The 18,817-nt window shown below is 71.4% G+C and carries 17 protein-coding genes; 13 read left to right on the plus strand and 4 right to left on the minus strand.

The window, feature by feature from the left end; translation table 11 throughout:
* Window positions 1-52: 52 nt before the first annotated feature.
* The 3 genes from AC07DI_RS05040 to AC07DI_RS05050 form a co-directional block, all read right to left on the minus strand.
* Window positions 53-397 (minus strand): hypothetical protein, encoded by a 345-nt coding sequence (locus AC07DI_RS05040; RefSeq protein ID WP_478902223.1) that lies wholly within the window; start codon window positions 395-397, stop codon window positions 53-55.
* A 748-nt stretch (window positions 398-1,145) separates the two neighbouring features.
* Window positions 1,146-2,369, minus strand: coding sequence for an MFS transporter (locus AC07DI_RS05045; RefSeq protein WP_478902225.1), 1,224 nt, complete (start codon window positions 2,367-2,369; stop codon window positions 1,146-1,148).
* A 49-nt stretch (window positions 2,370-2,418) separates the two neighbouring features.
* Window positions 2,419-3,009, minus strand: coding sequence for a Type 1 glutamine amidotransferase-like domain-containing protein (locus AC07DI_RS05050; protein WP_478902227.1), 591 nt, complete (start codon window positions 3,007-3,009; stop codon window positions 2,419-2,421).
* 208 nt (window positions 3,010-3,217) lie between these two features.
* Here AC07DI_RS05050 and AC07DI_RS05055 point away from each other — a divergent pair, with 208 nt between their 5' ends.
* The 13 genes from AC07DI_RS05055 (at window position 3,218) to AC07DI_RS05115 (ending at window position 16,579) form a co-directional block, all read left to right on the plus strand.
* Window positions 3,218-4,135 (plus strand): LysR family transcriptional regulator, encoded by a 918-nt coding sequence (locus tag AC07DI_RS05055; RefSeq protein ID WP_478902228.1) that lies wholly within the window; start codon window positions 3,218-3,220, stop codon window positions 4,133-4,135.
* Window positions 4,136-4,302: 167 nt separating this feature from the next.
* Window positions 4,303-4,710 (plus strand): hypothetical protein, encoded by a 408-nt coding sequence (locus AC07DI_RS05060; RefSeq protein WP_384247373.1) that lies wholly within the window; start codon window positions 4,303-4,305, stop codon window positions 4,708-4,710.
* A gap of 69 nt (window positions 4,711-4,779) precedes the next feature.
* Complete coding sequence (locus tag AC07DI_RS05065; protein WP_478902230.1) at window positions 4,780-5,352, plus strand: phage tail tube protein; 573 nt, start codon at window positions 4,780-4,782, stop codon at window positions 5,350-5,352.
* Window positions 5,353-5,400: 48 nt separating this feature from the next.
* On the plus strand, window positions 5,401-5,694 hold the full coding sequence (locus tag AC07DI_RS05070) for a hypothetical protein (RefSeq protein WP_478902231.1): 294 nt from the start codon (window positions 5,401-5,403) through the stop codon (window positions 5,692-5,694).
* A 14-nt stretch (window positions 5,695-5,708) separates the two neighbouring features.
* A complete protein-coding gene (locus tag AC07DI_RS05075) occupies window positions 5,709-6,077 on the plus strand; it encodes a hypothetical protein (RefSeq protein ID WP_478902232.1) in 369 nt (122 codons plus the stop codon).
* Window positions 6,078-6,098: 21 nt separating this feature from the next.
* Window positions 6,099-6,767 carry a hypothetical protein gene (locus tag AC07DI_RS05080; RefSeq protein WP_478902233.1) on the plus strand — a complete coding sequence of 223 codons (669 nt, stop codon included), beginning with the start codon at window positions 6,099-6,101 and terminating at the stop codon, window positions 6,765-6,767.
* 40 nt (window positions 6,768-6,807) lie between these two features.
* Window positions 6,808-7,974 carry a hypothetical protein gene (locus AC07DI_RS05085; protein WP_478902235.1) on the plus strand — a complete coding sequence of 389 codons (1,167 nt, stop codon included), beginning with the start codon at window positions 6,808-6,810 and terminating at the stop codon, window positions 7,972-7,974.
* Window positions 7,975-8,013: 39 nt separating this feature from the next.
* The gene (locus AC07DI_RS05090; RefSeq protein ID WP_478902236.1) at window positions 8,014-8,961 is read left to right on the plus strand and encodes a phage distal tail protein; all 948 of its coding nucleotides are present in this window, start codon (window positions 8,014-8,016) and stop codon (window positions 8,959-8,961) included.
* Window positions 8,962-9,049: 88 nt separating this feature from the next.
* Complete coding sequence (locus AC07DI_RS05095; RefSeq protein ID WP_478902237.1) at window positions 9,050-10,081, plus strand: hypothetical protein; 1,032 nt, start codon at window positions 9,050-9,052, stop codon at window positions 10,079-10,081.
* Between the two features lie 3 nt (window positions 10,082-10,084).
* Complete coding sequence (locus tag AC07DI_RS05100; protein WP_478902239.1) at window positions 10,085-11,176, plus strand: hypothetical protein; 1,092 nt, start codon at window positions 10,085-10,087, stop codon at window positions 11,174-11,176.
* Window positions 11,176-11,355 carry a hypothetical protein gene (locus tag AC07DI_RS05105; protein WP_384247347.1) on the plus strand — a complete coding sequence of 60 codons (180 nt, stop codon included), beginning with the start codon at window positions 11,176-11,178 and terminating at the stop codon, window positions 11,353-11,355. Before AC07DI_RS05100 ends, AC07DI_RS05105 begins: the two co-directional genes overlap by 1 nt.
* Before the next feature lie 119 nt (window positions 11,356-11,474).
* Window positions 11,475-11,843 carry a CU044_2847 family protein gene (locus AC07DI_RS05110; protein ID WP_478902240.1) on the plus strand — a complete coding sequence of 123 codons (369 nt, stop codon included), beginning with the start codon at window positions 11,475-11,477 and terminating at the stop codon, window positions 11,841-11,843.
* Window positions 11,840-16,579, plus strand: a complete 4,740-nt coding sequence (locus tag AC07DI_RS05115; protein ID WP_478902241.1) for an AAA family ATPase — start codon at window positions 11,840-11,842, stop codon at window positions 16,577-16,579. The genes AC07DI_RS05110 and AC07DI_RS05115 overlap by 4 nt, the downstream gene beginning before the upstream one ends.
* Here the strand turns inward: AC07DI_RS05115 and AC07DI_RS05120 are convergent.
* Window positions 16,576-18,630 carry an ATP-binding cassette domain-containing protein gene (locus AC07DI_RS05120; protein WP_478902243.1) on the minus strand — a complete coding sequence of 685 codons (2,055 nt, stop codon included), beginning with the start codon at window positions 18,628-18,630 and terminating at the stop codon, window positions 16,576-16,578. The two genes, AC07DI_RS05115 and AC07DI_RS05120, sit on opposite strands and share 4 nt — an antisense overlap.
* Window positions 18,631-18,817 lie beyond the last annotated feature (187 nt).

Below are 18,817 nucleotides of genomic sequence, written 5' to 3' on the forward strand. Positions count from 1 at the left end.
CCGCCCTGGCGGCGAGTCGGCCCTGAGGAGACGTCGGCGGATGAGAACGCGCTCAGTCGAAGACGACCGAGCGCACCTTCAGCCGCTCCGAAGCGCCGCCGGTGTGCGGGCGGAGCTTGAAGAACGCGCCCTGGCAGCCGGGCTCGCTGAAGACCGTGGCCCAGGCGTCGGTGCGGTTCTTCGGGGAGTGGCCGGGCTGGGGGTTGTCCTGGCCGACGCCGGGAAGGGTGAGGCACTGCTCGTTGGGCGGGTTGGTGAGGAAGCCGGTGACGTCATAGCCCTCGCCGGTGACGTAGTCGTAGCGGAACTGGCCGGTTGCGGCGGAGGCGGAAGCGGGGTTCACGGCCAGGAGCAGGGCGGCGCCGAGAACGGCTGTGAAGGCGGAGCGAAAACGCATCGAGAGGTCTTTCTGCCGGGTGGGAACGGAACATGCCGTGGCCCTATTGCCCGCTCAGCGCCAACGGCACCGGTGTTTCACCCGTATGGACAGTGAGGAAACGAGTCTGCATTGCCCCGAAAGGCTCCGGAGCCCGCCGCGGGGTCAATTCAGCTGTACCGACGCGGATTTGTAGGCGACCAGCGGCTTCGACGTCCGGCGGCTGGTCCAGCCGCAGCACCATCACGGCTACGGACTTCGGCAGCACCCTGTCCGAGTGGGCGGATGTCGGTGTCTCCGAGGGCCAGCACGTCGTCCGGTAGAGCGCGCGCGGCCCGGGCGACATCGGCGAACGCGCTGCAGAGATCGGTGCCGTGGTGGCTCCACACCCAGCCGGTGGGGGTATCGATCTGACATCGCCTGCCGTCCCACGGTGTCTGGTTGGCCGACGCCCACGCGCCGGTACCCGCAGCAGTGCCCCGCAGCCAGACCAGAGATGTGGCCGCGGCGAAGAGAGCACCCCATTGGCCGCCTGGCGTGGGCGCCGTCGGGACTCGTGAGCATCTCGGTCCGGCCGCAGCAGGTCGCCGATGCCCCGATTGGCGCCGTCGGACGCCGTGTTGCTCCCGGTGTGGTCGTAGACGTCCACGAAGTCGGTGCCGTCATCCACGGCGGCCTTCCGCACGACGTCCTCCAGGCGCTTCTGCACCTGGTCCAACCTGCTGGAACCGGTCGTCCAGCTACGCCTTTCCGTCCTCCGACTCCGGGTTCAGGCCGCCTCGGTCATTGCGGGGGCCGGGAGCGGGCGGGTTCCGGCCGCGCGGCGGGCCGTCGGGCCCATGGCCCAGGATGCGGCCAGGAAGAGAGCGCCGAGGAGGAGCCAGCCCATGGTCCCCACGCCCATCAGCAGAGTGGTGAGCGCGAGCGGGCCGACGGTGCGGGCGACGGTGACGCCGGTGCCGAAGAAGCCCTGGTACTCGCCGATCCGGTCGGGCGGGGCCAGGTCGAAGCCGAGCTGCCAGGAGCCCGCGGACTGGAGCATTTCCCCGGCGACCAGCAGTACTGATCCCGCGAGCAGGGCGGCGACGGCCGCCCAGGTCGGCGTTCCCGCGGAGAGGGCGAAGACCGCGCAGGTGAGGAGCATGAGGGCGCCGGAGCGGCGGAGGGCCTTGACCGCGCTGGGTGTGCTGGTGACGGAGCGGGCGGTGCGGACCTGGAAGAACATGACCGCGACGGTATTGAGGACGAAGAGCGCGGAGACCAGCCAGGCGGGGGCGGTGGTGCGCTCGGTGATCCACAGCGGCAGGCCGAGGCTGAGCAGGGGCATCCGCAGCAGCAGCACCGTGTTGAGGAGGGTGAGGGCGGCGTACGGGCGATCGCGCAGCACCGCGAGCTTGGCACCCTTCGGCGCGGGGGGAGGGGCCACCGTCGGCAGTCGCAGCAGGACGAGAGCGCAAAGCAGGAAACTCACCGCGTCGAGTGCGAAAACGGCCAGGTAGGCGCTGCGGGTACCGGCGGAGAGAGCGAGGCCGCCGAGGGCCGCGCCGATGGTGAGGCCCGCGTTGAGAGTGGACTGGAGGTGGGCGAGCGTGCCGGTGCGTTCTTCCCTGGCGATCAGGCCGGCGAGGAGTGCCTGTCTGGCGGCGGCCAGGCCGGACTGCGCAGTGGCGTAGAGACAGGCGGCCAGGAGGAACGGCAGGAAGTCCCGTACGACGAGGAACGCGGCGACGGAGGCACTGGTCGCGAGGGCGAGCAGCGCGGCCGTACCGCGCGAGCCCCTGCGGTCCGCGAGGCGCCCGAGCGGCACTCCGACGATCGAGCCGACGGCCCAGGCCACCGCGAGGCCGAGTCCGATCCTGGCGGGGGCGAGGCCGACGACCTGGGTGAAGTAGAGCGCGGAGGTCACGTAGAACGCGCCGTCGCCGACGGAGTTGCTCAACTGGGCCAGGGCGAGAGTGCGTGGGGGCCCCGCGGGCGGTAGCAGCTTCATCATGTCCCTAACAGGAGTTGCTTCGGGGCGATCGGATCGCAGGGGGCGGTGGTCAGGAGACGAGGGTGACCTCGCCGTCGCGGAAAGCACGGTAGAGCACTCCTTCGCGGTCGTAGCGCTCGACGACGCGCTCGATCTGCTCGCTCTCGGGGATCGGCGAGCGGTAGTGGGGAACGAAGGTGTAGTCCAGGAGGCCGAGACCTTCCCAGAGCACCGGCCGGTCGTAGGCGGTGACGGTGTCGGCGGGGTCGTCCACCAGTTCGAGGCCGCGCAGGCTGGGTGACAGGACGCAGGCGCCGGCGCTCCATCCGGCGTAGACGAGGGCGTCGCGATGCAGCAGGTCGGGCAGGATCCGGTCGGCGCCGCTGAGGGCCATCGCCAGCCGCAGGACGAACGGATTGCCGCCGTGGACCCAGACGACGCCGAAGCCGGACAGCCGCTCGGCGAGCGTGTCCGAGTCGCCGAAGTGGTCCCGCAGATCCACCTCGGTCGTCAGGTAGCCGCGCTCGCGCAGCATCGCGATCTCCCGGCCGGTGGCCTGCTGCCTCTGCGGGGTGGGGAGGGCGTCCAGCGCGTTGCCGATGACAGCTGCGTTCCGGGCGCCTTTGGCGAGGTCGTCAAGGAGTTCGGGGGCGTCCCCCATTTTCCAGGAGGAAAGAAACAAACGCATGGTCCTGCTCTCGGGACATGGGTTGCGGGGCAAGGGACTTCGGAACTCCGGGCTCCGTCGTGACAAGCGGGCGCGAGTGCCGTGTGCGGCCTGGCCCGTTCAGGCTCCTACGGGCCCGATGCGCCAACAAGCTGGCATAGTGCAACGGTCGTTAAGGTGGGTTCAACGTTCGGAGGAGCGCGTGCTGGAGCGGCTTGAGCTGGAGGCCTTCCTGACGCTGGCCGAGGAGTTGCACTTCGGCCGCACGGCCGAACGCCTGCACGTGAGCACCGCCCGGATCAGCCAGACCATCAAGAAGCTGGAACGGCACATCGGCACACCGCTGTTCGAGCGCAACAGCCGCCATGTCAGCCTCACCGAGGCCGGCCGACTGCTGCACGCAGACGTGCGCCCGGCCTACGACCAGATCGAGGCCGGGGTGGAGAAGGCGATCAACGCCGCGCGCGGCATCGACCGCGTTCTCCGGGTCGGGTTCCTCGGCGCCGCCGCAGGACAGCTCATGGCACAGGCCGCTCGGCTCTTCGACCAGGGCCGGCCCGGCTGGCGGGCCCGGTTGAGGGAGATGCAGATCGTCGACGGCCTCCGGCGCTTGCGGGCAGGCGATGTCGACCTGCTGGTCGTGAGCCTGCCGCACCACGAACCCGACATGGTCACCGGGCCGGTCCTGTTCTCCGAACCCCGGGTGCTGGGGGTGTCGTCCGGCCACCCGCTCGCCCGCCGTGACAGCGTTTCGCTGGAAGACCTGGCCGCGGTCAAGATGCTGCAGGTGGCCGAGGCCTTTCCCGACTACTGGCGCGCAGACCGCACACCCCGCCTGACGCCCGCGGGCCGCCCCATCGCACCGGGCCCCCAGTTCGAGACGCTCCAGGAGGCCCTGGCGCTGATCGACGCCGACGAAGGAGCTTTCGTCATGGGCGCCCAGGTGTCACGGTTCTACGCGCGCCCCGGCGTCACCTATCTGCCGCTGAGCGATGCGCCGCCCCTGGAATGGGCGCCCACCTGGCTCGTCACCAACACCGCACCGGAGATCCACGCCTTCAACCGGGCCGCCCAGCACGTAGCCGTTCGACTTCGCACCTGTCTGCCCGCGCGCAGCTAGGTGACCCACGCATGCGGAGGGTCGGGCTCCTCAACTAGCCCGTATAACGCCCCAGTTGACGGAGTATCACGTTCACGTGCACAGTGCCCGTGACCCCTTGCAGGCGCATTGCCCCCACTCCGCACGCGGGCCACAATGAGCGTCCCGGACCACGCAAGGAGTTGCGCGTGAGCGATCCGCCCATCGTGTTCCCGGACGTGGAACGCCTCGTCGTCGACCATCTCAAGAGCCGCCCCGAGCTGGCCGGGGTCATCGTCGACAACCGCACGCCCCCCGGTTTCGACGGTACCCAGAAGGCCGTCCTGGTGTCCCGGGCGGGCGGCGCGTGGGTCGACGACCAGCACCTCGACCAGCCCCTGATCGACCTGGAGGTCTACGGCCCCGACAAGCCGGCCGCGCACACGGTGGCCACCGCGGCCCGTACGGCACTGCTGACCGTGCGCGGCACCACGTACGGCGGTGCCCGAGTCACCGATGCCGTCGAGGCGGACGGGCCGCGCTGGCTGCCCGACTACAACCGGCAGGCGGCCAGCCGCTACCTGTCCACCACCCGGCTCTCGATCCGCCCGGCCTGACGGAGCCCGTAGCCCGTTGCCCGTGCGCGTGCGAGGTCGGCCCGACCTGAGCAGCTCGAAGGAGTCCGCATGCCCGGAATGAACCCGAACGAGATCCGCGTCGCCGGCACGGGGCGCATCCTCACCGCCCCGGTCGGGACGCGGCCGCCCGTCGATCTGACCGGAGACTGGGTCGCCCCCTGGCGCGACCTGGGCTACACCAGCACCGACGGCATCCGCTTCAACAAGAAGGACAAGATCGACCCGGTGGACACCTGGCAGTCGGTCAGCCCGGCCCGCTTCGTCTACTCCGACCGGGACCTCACCGTGAAGTTCGCCCTTCTCCAGCTCAACGAGGACACCCTGCCGTTCTTCTTCGGCGGCGACGCGGTCAAGGAGACCGCGGAGGGCTCCAAGCTCTACACGTACCAGGTGGCGTCCGAGCCCAAGAAGGACGAGCGGATGCTCGGCGTGGAGTTCGCGGACGGCGACGCCATCAAGTACCGCTTCACCATCGCGCGCGGCCAGGTCACCGAGACCGAGGAAGTCCAGCTCACCCGTACCGCGTCGGTCAAGCTCGGCATCACCTTCACCGCGCTCTCGGTGGACAACGCCGCGCCGCTCGCGACCTGGCTGATGAACGACCCCGCGTTCGCGAAGTAGCGGCGGCGGTCACCCGGCCGGCCCACCACTCATCGACCCAGGAGCCCCATGTCCGCGCCTTTCAATGTCAACGCCGCCCGCGCCCAGCGGCTCGAAACGCTGGGCCTGAACTGGGAGTTCGAGGTGGACGGAGAGACCTTCTCACTCCCCACCGAAATCCCGCGCCGCTCCGCCCAGGCCCTCTCCTCCCTGGACGACAACGACCTGGACGGGCTGCTCGCCCTGCTGCTCGGCGACGAGCAGTACAAGCGGTTCGCCGAGCACGACGTCAGCGTTCAGGACGTGGCCGCCGTCCTGAACGCCTACGGCGAGGCGACAGGGCTGAGCGTGGGGGAAGGCTGAGCCTCGGCGCGCTCGTGGAGGAGCACGCCGAGGCGCTGGAGGCGGATCTGTTGCGCCATTACGGCGTCGACCTGCTCGGCTGGTACCGCGGCGAGCTGTCGTCCCGGCGGCTCGCCGTGCTGGTGCGGCACCTGCCGCGGGACAGCGCGTTCCGCCTCGCGCACGAGGGCGAGGCGGCGCAGTGGTCACTGACCGACCACCTGCTCGCCGCGGTGGTCGACCATCTGGCCATCGCCAACTGGATGTTCGCCTCGGTCAACCGGGACGAGGACGAGCCTGCACCGGAGGCGCCGCAGCCGGTGCCTCGGCCGGGTGTCCAGCCCGACGATTCACCTCCTTCCGCGGCACCCAGCGCAACCGAGCTGGCCCGCTTCTTCGGCTGACCCCGCGCCTGGAGAGGGACCATGTCCGAGACAGAAGTACCGAAGTGGCTCAAGGAATGGTTGGGCAAGTTCCTGGCCGACTGGCGCAAGACGGGCCTCACCGGCGTCAGTACCGAAGTCAATGGGCTCAAAGCCGAGGTCACGGCCTTGACCGGGTCGGTCAAAGGGCTGGAGGCCTCGGCCACGTGGGCCAAGACCGAGCTCACCGGCGCCTCCGCCGGCTTCAAGATCTTCAACGCCGAGCGTTCCCTCTTCGACATGGAGCGGATGAGCGAGGAACGCAAGGAGCGCCAGGAGCAGGGCCGGCTCGCTGCCGCGCGCATGCGGCCCGAAGACCTCAGACAGTCCATCAACGCGCTGGAACGACAGGTCGGCCGCCAGGTCGCCGAACTCAAGAACCGCACCACTCTGCTCCGTAGATCCCTCACCCAGAGCACCATGAGAGCCCGCCAGGACCGGCATACGGTCGTCGAGGTCAAGTCGACGGCCGAACGGGCGCTGCGCACAGCGCGAGACGGCGTGCGCAAAGCGGAGGCCGCACTGCGGCGACAGCGTGCCGCGCCGCGTGCCCCCGCCGGGCGTGGGCCGCAGCCCGCACCGCGCATGGACGCGCGAAACATCCAGCAGACCGCGCGCGCCCTCCGGGAACTGGAGCGTCGGGTCGACGGACTCGCTCGCGCATTGAGCTGATACCACCCGCAAGGGCCGGAACACCGCAAGGAGGCACCCCATGTCACTCGTCCAAGCCCTCAACCGCTCCGCCGCCGGATTCCGTGGTCTGCGGACGGGCGCGGGGCAGGCCGAGTCCGGGGTCGGCAAGCTGCGGGCGACCGTGCAGCAGGCGGACCGGGCCGTCGGCCGGATCAAGAGCGGGCTCGACCGCACGGCGAGTTCCTTCCGCGGGGTCAGGACGCAGGCGGACGCCGCCGCCCGCAGCGCCCGGCAGGCCGACCGGGCCATGGACGGAGCCGGGAAGTCGGCGACCCGCGGCGGCGGGCTCATGGGACGGATGAAGTCGGGCCTCCAGGGCGTCAGCACCGCGCAGCGCGGCCTGAACACCGCCATGAAGGCGAACGTCTTCGGCGCGATCATGGCGCTGCTGCTCCCACTGATCACCAAGCTCATCGACATGGCGATGCAGTCCAAGACCGTGCAGCGCATCGTGCAGACGGCGTTCCGGATCATCGGGCAGGTGATCGGCACGACGATGCGTGCGGCACGGCAGGTCGTGCAGGCCACCTGGAACGGCATCAAGGTCACCTTCCAGGTCGTCCTGAGGGTGATCTGGACCGTCGTGAAGACGTACTTCACGATCTACAAGACCATCATCATGACCGTGATCCACGCGATCCTCGCGGTGATCAGACCGGCGCTGGGCTTCCTCCGCGAGCGCATCCCGGCCGCGTTCCGTGCCGTACGCGACGGCCTGCACCGGGCCTGGAACGGCCTGGCGAACTTCACCAAAGGCGTCTTCAACAGCGTCCTCGGCGCCGTGAAGGGGCCCATCAACGCGGTGATCGGCCTGGTCAACAACGCCATCCGCGCGCTGAACCGGGTGAAGGTGTCCATCCCGGGCTGGGTGCCCGGGGTCGGCGGCAAGACCTTCGGCGTCAACCTCCCGACCATTCCCACCCTGGCGCAGGGCGGCATCGTGCTGCCCCGTGCCGGCGGCACGCTCGCCCTGCTCGGTGAGGCCGGGCAGGCCGAGGCCGTGCTGCCCTTGAACAGGCTGGAGGCGCTGCTCGCGCGGAGGCCCCGGCCGGGTGGGGGACCGGTCCGTGCGCTGGGGCCGCAGCAGCGCGGCGGTGTGGTGATCGAGAACTACTACGAGGCACGCGGCGGCAGCGCCCGCCAGACCGCCGAGGACCTGATGTTCCTGATGAAGGCCAGGGGCTGAGGCCCCGATGAAGGCCAGGCGCGAGGGGGTGGTGAGCGGATGAACGACGCAGGGACGCGGTACGGATCCGGCGCGCCCGGCGCGGCGGAGGCCGCCGCCGGGCCCGGGACGCTGATCGACAGGGACGGGCAGGTGCAGTGGGCGGGGCTCCTGCTCGGTCCAGGCACCGCCTACTGGGTCGCGGCCGAGGGCCTCACCGGCTGGGAGGAACTGCCGGGCCTGGAGTCGTCCGACGCCAACCGCCCGACCGGGCACGGCGGCTGGCCGGGCACCCAGTGGGCCCAGCCCCGCACCATCACCGCGCAGCTGTGGCTCGCCCCGGACCCGGACGGCGGCCCCGAAGCGGCCCTGGACGCCCTGCGCGCGCTGCGCTCCGCCACCGGGATACGGGACGAGGAGGAGTGGCTCGCGGTGCGCCTGTACGGCGAGACGCTGGCCGTGAGGGCGCGCGTCACCCAGCGCGTCGTGCCCACGGACCGGCAGTTCCTCGCCGGCCGCCTGGCCAAGGTGACGCTCCAGTGGAAGGCCATGGACCCACGGCGGTACGAGAGCGTCGCGCGCCGGGTCGAGATCGGGCTCCCGCGCCGGGAGCCGGGCCTGACCTGGCCGTTGACGTGGCCCTTGAACTGGGGCACCCCGGGGTCCGTCGGCGAGGCGACGGCGGAGAACGCGGGGAGCGCCCCCGCCCACCCGCTGATCACCTTCACCGGGCCGTGTGCCGGTCCGCGCCTGGCCAACCACGACAGCGGCACCTGGCTGGAGTACGACCTGTCCCTGTTGCTCGGCGACGTGCTGGAGGTCGACACCGCCGAAGGCTCCGTGCTGTTCAACGGGACGGCCTCGCGCCGCCACACCGCGGTCGTCGGCAGCGTCCCCGAGGAGCTGTTCACCCTGGCCCCCGGCGCGTCCCGGCTGTCCTTCCGGGCCGAGTCCGGCGACGCGGAGCGGGCGTCGGCCACCGTCGCCTGGCGGTCGGCCGAGTGGTGAGCCCGTACCGCGGGGCCCGGCCCGTGTCCCGAGCGCGGGACGGCGCCCACCCCACCGACCGGCAATCCGCGCGACTTTGGAGAGTTCCATGACGACACGTTCCGCATGGCACCTGCCCACCGGACAGACCCGGGAGGACACCCGGCTCGCCATGAGCCTCGGGATGGCGTCCTCCGGCCCGCTGACCGCCCGCGGCGGCTGTGCCGTGGGCGGCCTCCAGCTGACCGGCAGCGCGGCCAGCAGCATGCAGGCCCGCCTCTCCCCGGGCCGCCTCTGGGTGCCCGGCGGCTCCGCGGCGGCCCAGGGCGGCTACCCGGTCACCGTGGACGCCGACACGCAGCTCACCTTCGCCGACGGCCATGCCACACTGCCGCGCATCGACGCGCTCGTGGTGCGGGTGTACGACGCGGACTACGACGCCTCGGGGCGCTACGAGGCCGTCCTGGAGATCGTCCAGGGCACCCCCGCGAGCGCGCCGGTGCCGCCCGCGCTGCCGAAGAGCGCCGAGCTGCTGTACGAGGTGTCGGTCGGTGCGGGCGCCTCCGCCACGCGGGGCATCACCTGGGCGACGGCGGTCGCCGACCGGCGCCGCTACACCGCGGCACTCGGCGGCATCCTGCCCGCCGGGGGCGGACACGGCGCCCAGGGCACGTACGCGGGGCAGTACCGGGACGCGGGCGGGCGGCTGGAGCGCTGGGACGGCGGCCAGTGGCAGCAGTACATCCCCGACGCCATGCTCAAACGCAGCTCGGCCCTGGGGTACACCAGTTCCACGGCGTACACCGAGACCCTCACCGACGCGGGCCCGCTCACCGCCGAGTTCACCGCACCCTCCTCGACCTGGGTGCACATATCGGTCGGGGCGCGCATCGCGGGTGAGGGAGGCGGCGGCTACTTCTCGGTGAACGTCCGGCCGCGGGCGGGCGGCGCACTCCTCGTCACCGCCTCCGACGACGCGGCCGCCGTCTACACCGGGGCGGGCTCGGCCTCCGTGTTCACCAACTTTCCCCTGGGGCGCCTCACCCCGGGGGTGGTGTACACCGCGACCGCCGCCCACAAGGCCGGGTCCCCCAAGGCCTGGTTCGACAGCCGTTTCATCCGCATCGATCCGGTCGCCTGACGCATGGACAGCCCCTACGTCGCGTACTTCACCGACCTGTGCACGGGCACCCCCATCGACGCCCTCCCCATGCAGGGCCTGGAGTTCGACGACTACATCGGCAAGCCGGGCTCGCTCAGCGCCACCCTGCCGGTGCCCAACCGGCGGATGGCACGGCGGGTCAGGGAGCTCGTGGAGGGCCGTACCGCCGTCTACCTCGAACGTGGCGACCAGGTGTGCTGGGGCGGCATCGTCTGGACGCTCACCCCGGCCATGGACGAGCAGGGCATGGTCACCGTCGCGCTCCAGGCCGCCACCTTCGACTCGTACGCCGGCCACCGCCACCTCCGGCGGAACCTCACGTACACCGATACCGACGACCTCACCATCGTGCGCGGCCTGTGGGAGCACATCCAGAGCATGCCCGGCGGTGACATCGGCGTCGGCTTCGCGCCCGCGCCACGGGGCACACCGCGCACGGTGACGTACCGCGACGGCGACGAGACGACGGTGGAGGAGGCGATCGCCCAACTGGCGTCGATGGAACCGGGTTTCGAGTACCTGGTGAGCGTGTACCGCGACCCGGTGACCGGGCAGCGCGCCAAGCGGCTGCTGTTCGGCGTCCCGCGCATCCAGGTCGGCGAGGGCACCACCGTCCTGGACCTGCCGGGCGACATCCTCACGTACTCCTTCCCCCGCGACGCCACCCGCGGCGGCACCACCGCGCGCGCCCGCGGCGGCACCCCCGAGGGCCAGGACCGCCCCGTCATCTCGGACGAACAGGTGGCGCACGCGCTGATCAGCGCAGGCTTCCCGCGCCTTGACACCACGTCCGACCACAGCAACGTCACCGCCAAGGCGACACTCGACGCCCTGGCCCACACCGAACTCGGCGCGCTCGGCGGCCCGGTCGTGATCCCCGCCGTCCGGGTCCGCCTCGACGCGGACACCACGCCCTCGCTCCTCGGGACGACCGTGCGGCTGCGCATCCACGACGTGTGGTTCAGCGAGGGCCTCGACGCGACGTACCGCGTCATCGGAGTCAAGGTCACCGCCCCCGAGCGGGGCCGCACCGAAACGGCGGAACTCTACCTGGAAGGCATGGAGGGCCCCTGATGCCGAATCTTCCCGAGGACATCCTGGACCGCATCAAGAACTTGGAGCGGCAGGTGCGGCAGCTGACCACGTACGTCAACACGCGTGCGGCGGCGGCCCCCGCGAGGCCTGCGGGGAGCGTCAGCGACGAGGAGGCGGACGAAGGCGGGGACGCCGGTGGGAAGGGACAGGCCCACTGAGCCGCGTCGTCGCCTCCTGTGCGGGAGCGGTCGCGCTCCGACCGTTGTCACCGGACCCGGGGCGCCGGACCATGTGAGACACCCCCGGAAACGCGAGCCCGGGGTGGGGTGGGGGAGTCGTGACCGAGATCAGGGCCGCTGAACCGCCGGACGACAGCAGCACGGGCCAGGGCTTCGAGAAGATCCAGGTCGAGGTGCGCCCCGACCCACAGCAAGCCGGGAACCTGTCGTCACGTCAGATGGTCGAGCGGTTCCAGGTGCGGGCCGGGGAACTGGGCGCGTCCATCGGGTCCATGGCCGAACGCATTCGCGCATCCCTTGAGCAGCACCTCGCCGGCGGCTCCGCCTCCGACTGGGAGCTCGGCGAGGTCAGCCTGCAGTTCTCCGTCAGCCTGGAGGCGGAGACCGGCGTGCTGATCTCGAAGGTCTCCAGCGGTGCCACCTTCCAGGTGTCGCTCACCTGGTCCCGCGGCCCCGGAGAGCCATGAGCCGGCCGGCGGTCGGGGAGGTCGTCGGCGCGGGCGGCTCCCTCGGCACGGCCTTCGCCGTCGACGCGGGCACCCTGGTCACCTGCTGGCACTGCCTCATCGACGCCAAGGGAGAGCTCCTCCAGGAGGAGTTCTCCGTACGGCTGGGACCGGACGTCACCCTGCTCGCGAGGTACAGCGACCACGACCCCGTCCTCGACGTGGCACTCCTCACCCTGGACAAGGGGAGTCCGCTGCCCGGCAGATGGCATCCCCTTTCCCTCGGGACGGCGGCGGACGCACCCAAAGGGACACCCGTGGAAGCGCTCGGCTGGGCCTTGTACAGTCCCTCGACGTCCGATCCGCAGACCATGCCGGCCAAGATCGCTGTGGAGAGTACCGCGATCCTCGACGGCCGGCGGGTCATGCAGCTCTTCTCCGGGGAGGTGGGGTTCGGGCTGCGGCCCCGTGGCTTCAGCGGCGGGCCGGTCCTCGCGGATACCGTGAGCGGTCAGGTGGCCGTCGGCGTCGTGCGCTGGATGCAGGAGGACGAGGCGGACTCCTCGCGCGCGGTGGGCGGCACCGTCTACGCCTCTCTCGCCGAGGACATCGTCCGCCGCTGGCCCCGGCTGGCACGCACCGTTCAGCCGCTGGAGGAGCTCGCCGGTGATCCGGGCGCTCCTGGGTACCCTCTCGTCGCCAACTTCCTCGACACCCACCTCAACGGCCCCGGCGGCAGGCTCCCGTTCGCGGGCCGTCGGGACGAACTCACGGCCCTCGACTCCTGGCTCGCCGACTCCGACGCTCCTGCCTACTACCTGGTCACCGGCAACGCGGGCACCGGCAAGAGCACCCTGCTCACCCGCTGGGCCGAGGACGTGGTCAAGCGGGCGGACCCGACGGTGCACACCGTGTTCTTCCCGGTCAGCCTGCGCAGCGACACCGCTGGGGCAGGCTCGGTCTGCGAAGCCCTGGCGCACCGGATCGCCCGCGTGCACGAACACCGGCAGGACCACGGCACGAGTCCGCGGGACGCCCTGGCCGCTCTCCTCGCCCGCGCCGCTCCCCACGGAACGACTCTGCTGGTCGTGATCGACGCCCTGGACGAGGTCGACGGCTGGCTGTCCGGCCGGCCGTACCCGCTGCTCCTGCCACGCCGGCCGGGCCGCGACGTCCGCATCCTGCTCTCCGCCCGCCGCACCCGCCAACTCCCCACGGCCGAGCACTGGTTCGACGCCATCGATGTCCGCCCCGACGGCGCTTCGGCCCTGCTGACCGCGTTGGGCGACGACGCGGTCGCCGAACTTCTCCGGCAGGCCGTGTCCGACCGTGAAGGGACGAGCGCCGAGGCCCTCGACCGCGCGGCGCCGCACCTCCTGCGGCTGACCGGGGGAGACCCGGTGACCACGGCCCTGTACCTCCAGGACCTGCGCCGGCGGCCGGACCAGGACCTGGAACAGTGGATCTCGCGGCTGCGCACCACCCGACCGGGCCTGGAGGGTTTCCTGGACCGCTGGTGGCGGGAGCAGAACCTGCTCTGGGGCCAGAAGGAGCCCGGTCTCGTCGACGACGCGGGGTGCCTGTTCAGTGTCCTGGCGCTCGCTCACGGCCCTGTGACGCTGGGGGAACTGCGGCTGCTGGCCGGCAAGGTGCTCGACAGGAAGGTGAGCGGGGACCGGCTGGCGGCGGCGCTGACCCTTCTCGACCGTTTCACCCTGCCCGGCTCCGGGGAAGCGTCCGTCGCTCTCGCCCACCCCCTCCTGGCCGGTCTGCGGACACGGCAGCTGCGGGACAACGACGAGCTGGACGAGTACCGGGACGCGTACACCGGCTGGGGGCGGCAGACTCTCGACGCGCTCCGCTCGGGTGACCTCGCGCCCACCCGAGTACCGGGCTACCTCGCCCGCCACCTCGCCCAGCACCTGCTACCGGCGTCCGAGTCCGATTCCGAGTCCGACACCGAGTCGTACGGAGACGACGCGACCGAGTACCTCTCCGACGCCCTGCGGCTTGTCCATCCCCGATGGCGGCAGGTGCGGGAGGAGACCGCGGACGACGTCGACGGCTACCGCAGGGACGTGGCGCGGGTCGCCGCGGCCGTCCGCGGCGCCAACCAGCGGGCCTTCTCCGCGGACCGGAGTCTGCCGCGCCTGCCCGAACAGGTCATGTGTGCCGCGGCCCTCGCCGGTGAACGTACCGCCCTCTCCGACGAGATGACCCCGGGACTCGCCGCCCAGCTCGTGCGCCACGACCTCTGGCGGCCCGGCCGGGCCCTGGCGTATCTCGAAGGCTTCGCGGAACTGTGGAGCCACACCTGTCTGATGGGCATCGCGCACCTGGCCCCCTTCATGCGGGACGAGGACCTGCCGCGGCTGTACCGGCTCCTTGAGCGTTGGCCCCACAGCGGCGAGACGGAAGACCTCGCCCGCGCCACAGCCGCCTACGCACACCGCCTCCTGGAACTCGGTCGCCCGGAGGAAGCCCTGGCGGTGGCCGACTGGCTGGCCGAACACCCTCCCGAGCCGCCGCCTCCTGCGCTGGATCCTCATGCGCCCGGCGGCCCGGCCACACCCGACGAACACCCGGACCGCGCCTTCGTCCGCCTCTGGACCCAGGCCGAACTGATTCGGCTGCTGCCGGAACCGCTGGCCCGCACCGTACTCACCGCCGTCCTGCGGAACACCACGCCCACCGGGTACCCCGACCGCGCCGCCCGCCATCTGACCCGGTGCGTCACCAGGCAACAGGCCGAGCAACTCTGGCCGCCCACACCGTACGAGGCCCTCCCGGAGTGGGTCAGAGCCGCCCGCAGTCAGCCCGGTCTCGACAGGTACGCCGACGAACCCGGTGGCTCCTACGGGCCGGGACAGGTGCTGGCCGCGAGCCTCGACCAGTGGAACGACAGCACCTTGCCCTTCGTCCCCTCCCCGTGGTGGGTGCCCCCTGTGGGAGTAAACGGCAAGGCATACGTGGCAGTCGCCCGCTGGCTCGGAGACAGGGTGCACGAGCGGGTCCTCTGCCGACTGTCCACCGGGGACGACCAGGGCGGCGCCTTCGCGCGACGCAACCAGGTGCCGGTCGCCTTCGCATACGACTACGACGGACTGATGAGCGGCGTCCCCGCGCGCTACGCGTCCTGGGTGGCCGAGCAGATCACCCGCCGCATGACGGACGACGATCGCACGCCGGCGCTCATCCAGCTGCTTCCCTCCCTGGAGGGAGAGGACCGGCGGACGCGGGCGGACGAAGTCTTCGACACCCTGCCGTACCGCTTCAGCGACCCCCGGCCACGCTGGCCTCCCAGGGTCAACCACTTCGACATCGCCCGCGTCCACGCCCCCGCGTTCGCCGGTTACACCGACCGCATCCTGGACCTGATCGAGGCAGGGACCCTCGACGCGGACAACGGCTGGATCGAGGGTCTCGCCCCCGAGCTGACGCGGGACCAGACCGAGCGCGCGCTGGCCATCACCTCGCCCGACCCCGCGGACCGCGAGAGTTGTCCACCACGCCGATACCTCCTGCCCCGGCTGGCCTCCTTCGGCCGACAGGAGGCGGCTCGTGCACTGGACCTCGTATACGAGCAGTCCGACCCCAAGGCCCTGCCCGGTGAGCTGCGTCAGCTCATGGAACGCCACCTGCCCGACACCGTCCATCAGCCGAACGGCCGAGCCGCGTACGGAGAAGTCTGGTGGGAGCAGCGGGAGATCGATCTGCCGGGCGTCATACCGGTGTACGACAGCGGAGTGCGGCGCTACCCGATGCGGCCGGGCCCGCCCCGGGACCCGGCCGCCGACGGAGGCGCCAACAGAGCAGAGGTACTGCTCGACCGTGCCTTTGACCGCGCCTGCGTTCTGACGGAGGGGGGCGTGCCGCAACTCCTCGAAGAGGCGAAGGAGTCGGCGGCGGACCCCTGGAAGCGTCTTACCCTGCTGGCGGCCGGAACGCATCTCCCGCCGGGAGACGGCTACGACACCGTCCTCAGAGAGATCACGTCGAGCCTGCGCGCGCTGCGGCAGAAGACCCTGAGTGCCGCGGCCTCGGCTCGGGACGTCGGCTTTCCCGAGCGATGCCCTTGGCTGGTCCGGGGCACGGACTCCTGGACGCCCTTCTTCGCCAGGCTGCTGGCGCCACGCGCCCGTCCCGCGGTCAAGGAACTGCTTTTCGACGGCGGGTTCCTCGACGGTGTCGAGCGCACGCATTACGGCATCCATCACGACGAAGAGCACCAGCGCATCGATGACTGGGCGTACCGCCTCCAGCCGCTGACACCGCTTCTGGACCTCGCCGAACTGGACGCGCTTTCGGCCACCGAGGACCGCATCCTCTCCACCACCACACGCATGTCACTCCGAGCAGCCCTGGCCGGCTGCTACGCGGCACTGGGCGCCCACGAGGACGCGTTCGATCTGGCCTACGAGGTCGGCGGGCCCACCGATCTCCTGCGGTGGCACGCACTGGCCGACATCGCCGTCGTCATCCCGGCCGAGCAGATCCCGCGGTGGACGGCGGCAGTCCACGACACCATCAGGGAGCCGAAGCGCCGCGGCCCGCTCTGGTCGGTGATTCAGGACCGCTGGCCGGAGCTGGGACGCGACGGCCTGTGGCGGCTGTTCGACCAGTGGACGAGCGAACTCCGCCTCGACAGCACGCTGGGCGTCTACGCGGACACTCTCGCCTATCGTTACGCGATGGCCCGCCTGGGCGGCGACGACGAACCGCGCCGCATGCTCGACCTGATCGACCAGGGCGCCTAGGACGGGGCATGTGCCTCGTACTGGGCGGCCTGAGCGGTGAACATGCCTCGGTAGATGCCTTCGGGCCGGGCCATGAGCTGCTGGTGGGTGCCTTCTTCCGCCACCCGGCCCCGGTCGAGGACGTAGATGCGGTCGGCGTTGGCCGTGGCCGCGAGGCGGTGGGTCACGAGGACGACCGCGTGGCCTTCCCGAGCGAGGGTCCACAGGCTGTCGAACGCGGCGATCTCCGCGTGCGGGTCGAGGGCCGAGGTCGGTTCGTCGACCAGGAGGAAGGGAGCGCCCCGGTACAGGCTTCGGGCCGTGCCGAGCTTCTGCCACTGCCCGCCCGAGAGCTGCACGCCCCGCTCGTACCCCTTGTAGACGATCGAGTCCCAGCCGTGGTGCAGGCCCTCGATCATGTCGCGTACGCCCGCGGACGAAGCGGCTGACCTCACCCGGTCCATATCGCGGACCCGGTCACCCGCTCCGATCGCCACGTTCGCGGCGGCGGTCATCTCCCACCGGGGGAAGTCCTGTGCGAGCAGCCCCACCAGGGAGAAGACCTCGGCCCTGTCGGCGTCGCCGAGCTCGACCCGGTCGCTGCCCTCGGCATCCTCCCACCACACGTTCCCGCCCGCGGGCAGCAGCAGCCCGGAAAGGACCTTGGTCAGGGTGGTCTTGCCGGAGCCGTTCGCACCCACCAGCGCGGTCACCTCGCCACGGGGGACCCGCAGGCTGACGTCGCACAACGCGGGGGAGTCGGCCCCCGGGTAGGTGTACGACACGTCCTGCACGCGGACCCGGTGGACGCGGGACGGCAGGGCGGCGCCCCTGGCGGGGATGGCATTCTCGGCGGCCAGGGTGATGGCGTCCTCGGTGTCGGTGAGGAACAGCAGCTCCTCGTAGAGCCGGTTGACCTGCTGGACCAGGGAGGTCAGCCGGGCGGTCGAGGCGCGGATCGCGAGGACCGCGGTGCCGCCCACGGCGAGCGGCAGCGAGCCGTCGGCCAGCAGCCACCACAGCACCCCGTAGCAGCCGAGCGACGCGACGCCCGCGAACCCGCCCGCGACCAGGTCGGTGGAGGCCTGCGCGCGAGCCAGGCGCCGCTGCTCCGCCTCGGTCTGGCGGGACATCTCCTCGTAGCTGGAGAGCAGCTTGGCGCCGGCGGCGTGCACGCGGATCTCTCCCTGCGCGTGCGGGCGGGTCAGGAAGCCAAGGAGCGAGGCGATGGCCCGCCGGTGGTCGATCCAGTGCAGCTTGGAGACGTACTCGCGGCGTGCGCAGCGGACCGCGCCCCATCCCTTGGGCAGGGCGATGACGAGCAGCATCGGCAGCAGCAGCCAGTGCAGCGACGCCAGGACGACCGCGGCCGCCACCATCGCGATCAGGACGTTGCCGACGCCGACCGAAAGGCGCAGCATGCTGCGGGCCGAGTCCGTGCCGAACCGGCCCGCCTCAAGCACCCGCTGGACCTCGGGGCGCTCGGTCGCCTCCAGCTCGACGCGGGTGACGGCCGTGTAGTACCGCGCAGAGACGGCACGCTCCACTTGTGGCTCAAGCCGCCCCGACATCGCCGTCGACCACGCCGTCAGCAGTGCCGCGAGTACCGCGGTCGCCGCCAGCGCCGCCAGGGCGGGCAGCGCTTCGCGCAGCTTGTCCGCCGTCGGGCCCTGCGCGAACAGGTCCGTGAGCACGCTGTTGACCGCGACAAGGCCCCATGCCGCGCTCACCCCGAGGCCGAGCTGGGCGGCGACCACCGCCGCCATCGCCCGCCGGTCCGTCTCCCAGCCGGTGCGGAGCACCAGGGCGACCATGCGGGGCAGCGCGGCGGCCATGTGCCTGAACGAGAGCCTGGTCAGCGGGCTCGCGTGGCGCACGAAGGACTGGTCGTAGCGCAACCGGCCCCCGTACAGCTCGCGCTCCGCGTTCGAGATGGAGTCCTTCGCCGGTGATCTCTTCGCGTTGTTCGTGCTCCGCGTGCTCGTCGTGCTCTCTGTGTGCTGCGTGCTCTGCGTGCTCTGCGTGCTCTTCCGGTTCTGCGGGGCGGCGCGGCGTGGGCCGGTGGGTGTCAACGTCGCTCCTTCCTGACGGCTTGCCGACGGCCGACGGTCGTGGCGGCTCTGTCGGTTTCAACGATCCCGTCACGTTTTCGAACACGTGTCTTTCGGCCGACTTGCGGAACGCGGTTTCCCGCGGTCGGCGGAAGGTGCGGGATGCATGGGCCCTTTGCCCCCAACGGGACCCGCCCGCAGGGGACAT

It is taken from the genome of Streptomyces sp. NPDC044106, assembly GCF_056433985.1.

What these genes read in the sequence shown, in the direction of transcription:
- AC07DI_RS05045 (WP_478902225.1), bottom strand. Translation starts at nt 2,369, where the DNA reads ATGATGAAGCTGCTACCGCCCGCGGGGCCCCCACGCACTCTCGCCCTG.
- AC07DI_RS05070 (WP_478902231.1), top strand. Translation starts at nt 5,401, where the DNA reads ATGTCCGCGCCTTTCAATGTCAACGCCGCCCGCGCCCAGCGGCTCGAA.
- AC07DI_RS05090 (WP_478902236.1), top strand. Translation starts at nt 8,014, where the DNA reads ATGAACGACGCAGGGACGCGGTACGGATCCGGCGCGCCCGGCGCGGCG.
- AC07DI_RS05095 (WP_478902237.1), top strand. Translation starts at nt 9,050, where the DNA reads ATGACGACACGTTCCGCATGGCACCTGCCCACCGGACAGACCCGGGAG.
- AC07DI_RS05065 (WP_478902230.1), top strand. Translation starts at nt 4,780, where the DNA reads ATGCCCGGAATGAACCCGAACGAGATCCGCGTCGCCGGCACGGGGCGC.
- AC07DI_RS05080 (WP_478902233.1), top strand. Translation starts at nt 6,099, where the DNA reads ATGTCCGAGACAGAAGTACCGAAGTGGCTCAAGGAATGGTTGGGCAAG.
- AC07DI_RS05050 (WP_478902227.1), bottom strand. Translation starts at nt 3,009, where the DNA reads ATGGGGGACGCCCCCGAACTCCTTGACGACCTCGCCAAAGGCGCCCGG.
- AC07DI_RS05085 (WP_478902235.1), top strand. Translation starts at nt 6,808, where the DNA reads ATGTCACTCGTCCAAGCCCTCAACCGCTCCGCCGCCGGATTCCGTGGT.
- AC07DI_RS05105 (WP_384247347.1), top strand. Translation starts at nt 11,176, where the DNA reads ATGCCGAATCTTCCCGAGGACATCCTGGACCGCATCAAGAACTTGGAG.
- AC07DI_RS05040 (WP_478902223.1), bottom strand. Translation starts at nt 397, where the DNA reads ATGCGTTTTCGCTCCGCCTTCACAGCCGTTCTCGGCGCCGCCCTGCTC.
- AC07DI_RS05115 (WP_478902241.1), top strand. Translation starts at nt 11,840, where the DNA reads ATGAGCCGGCCGGCGGTCGGGGAGGTCGTCGGCGCGGGCGGCTCCCTC.
- AC07DI_RS05100 (WP_478902239.1), top strand. Translation starts at nt 10,085, where the DNA reads ATGGACAGCCCCTACGTCGCGTACTTCACCGACCTGTGCACGGGCACC.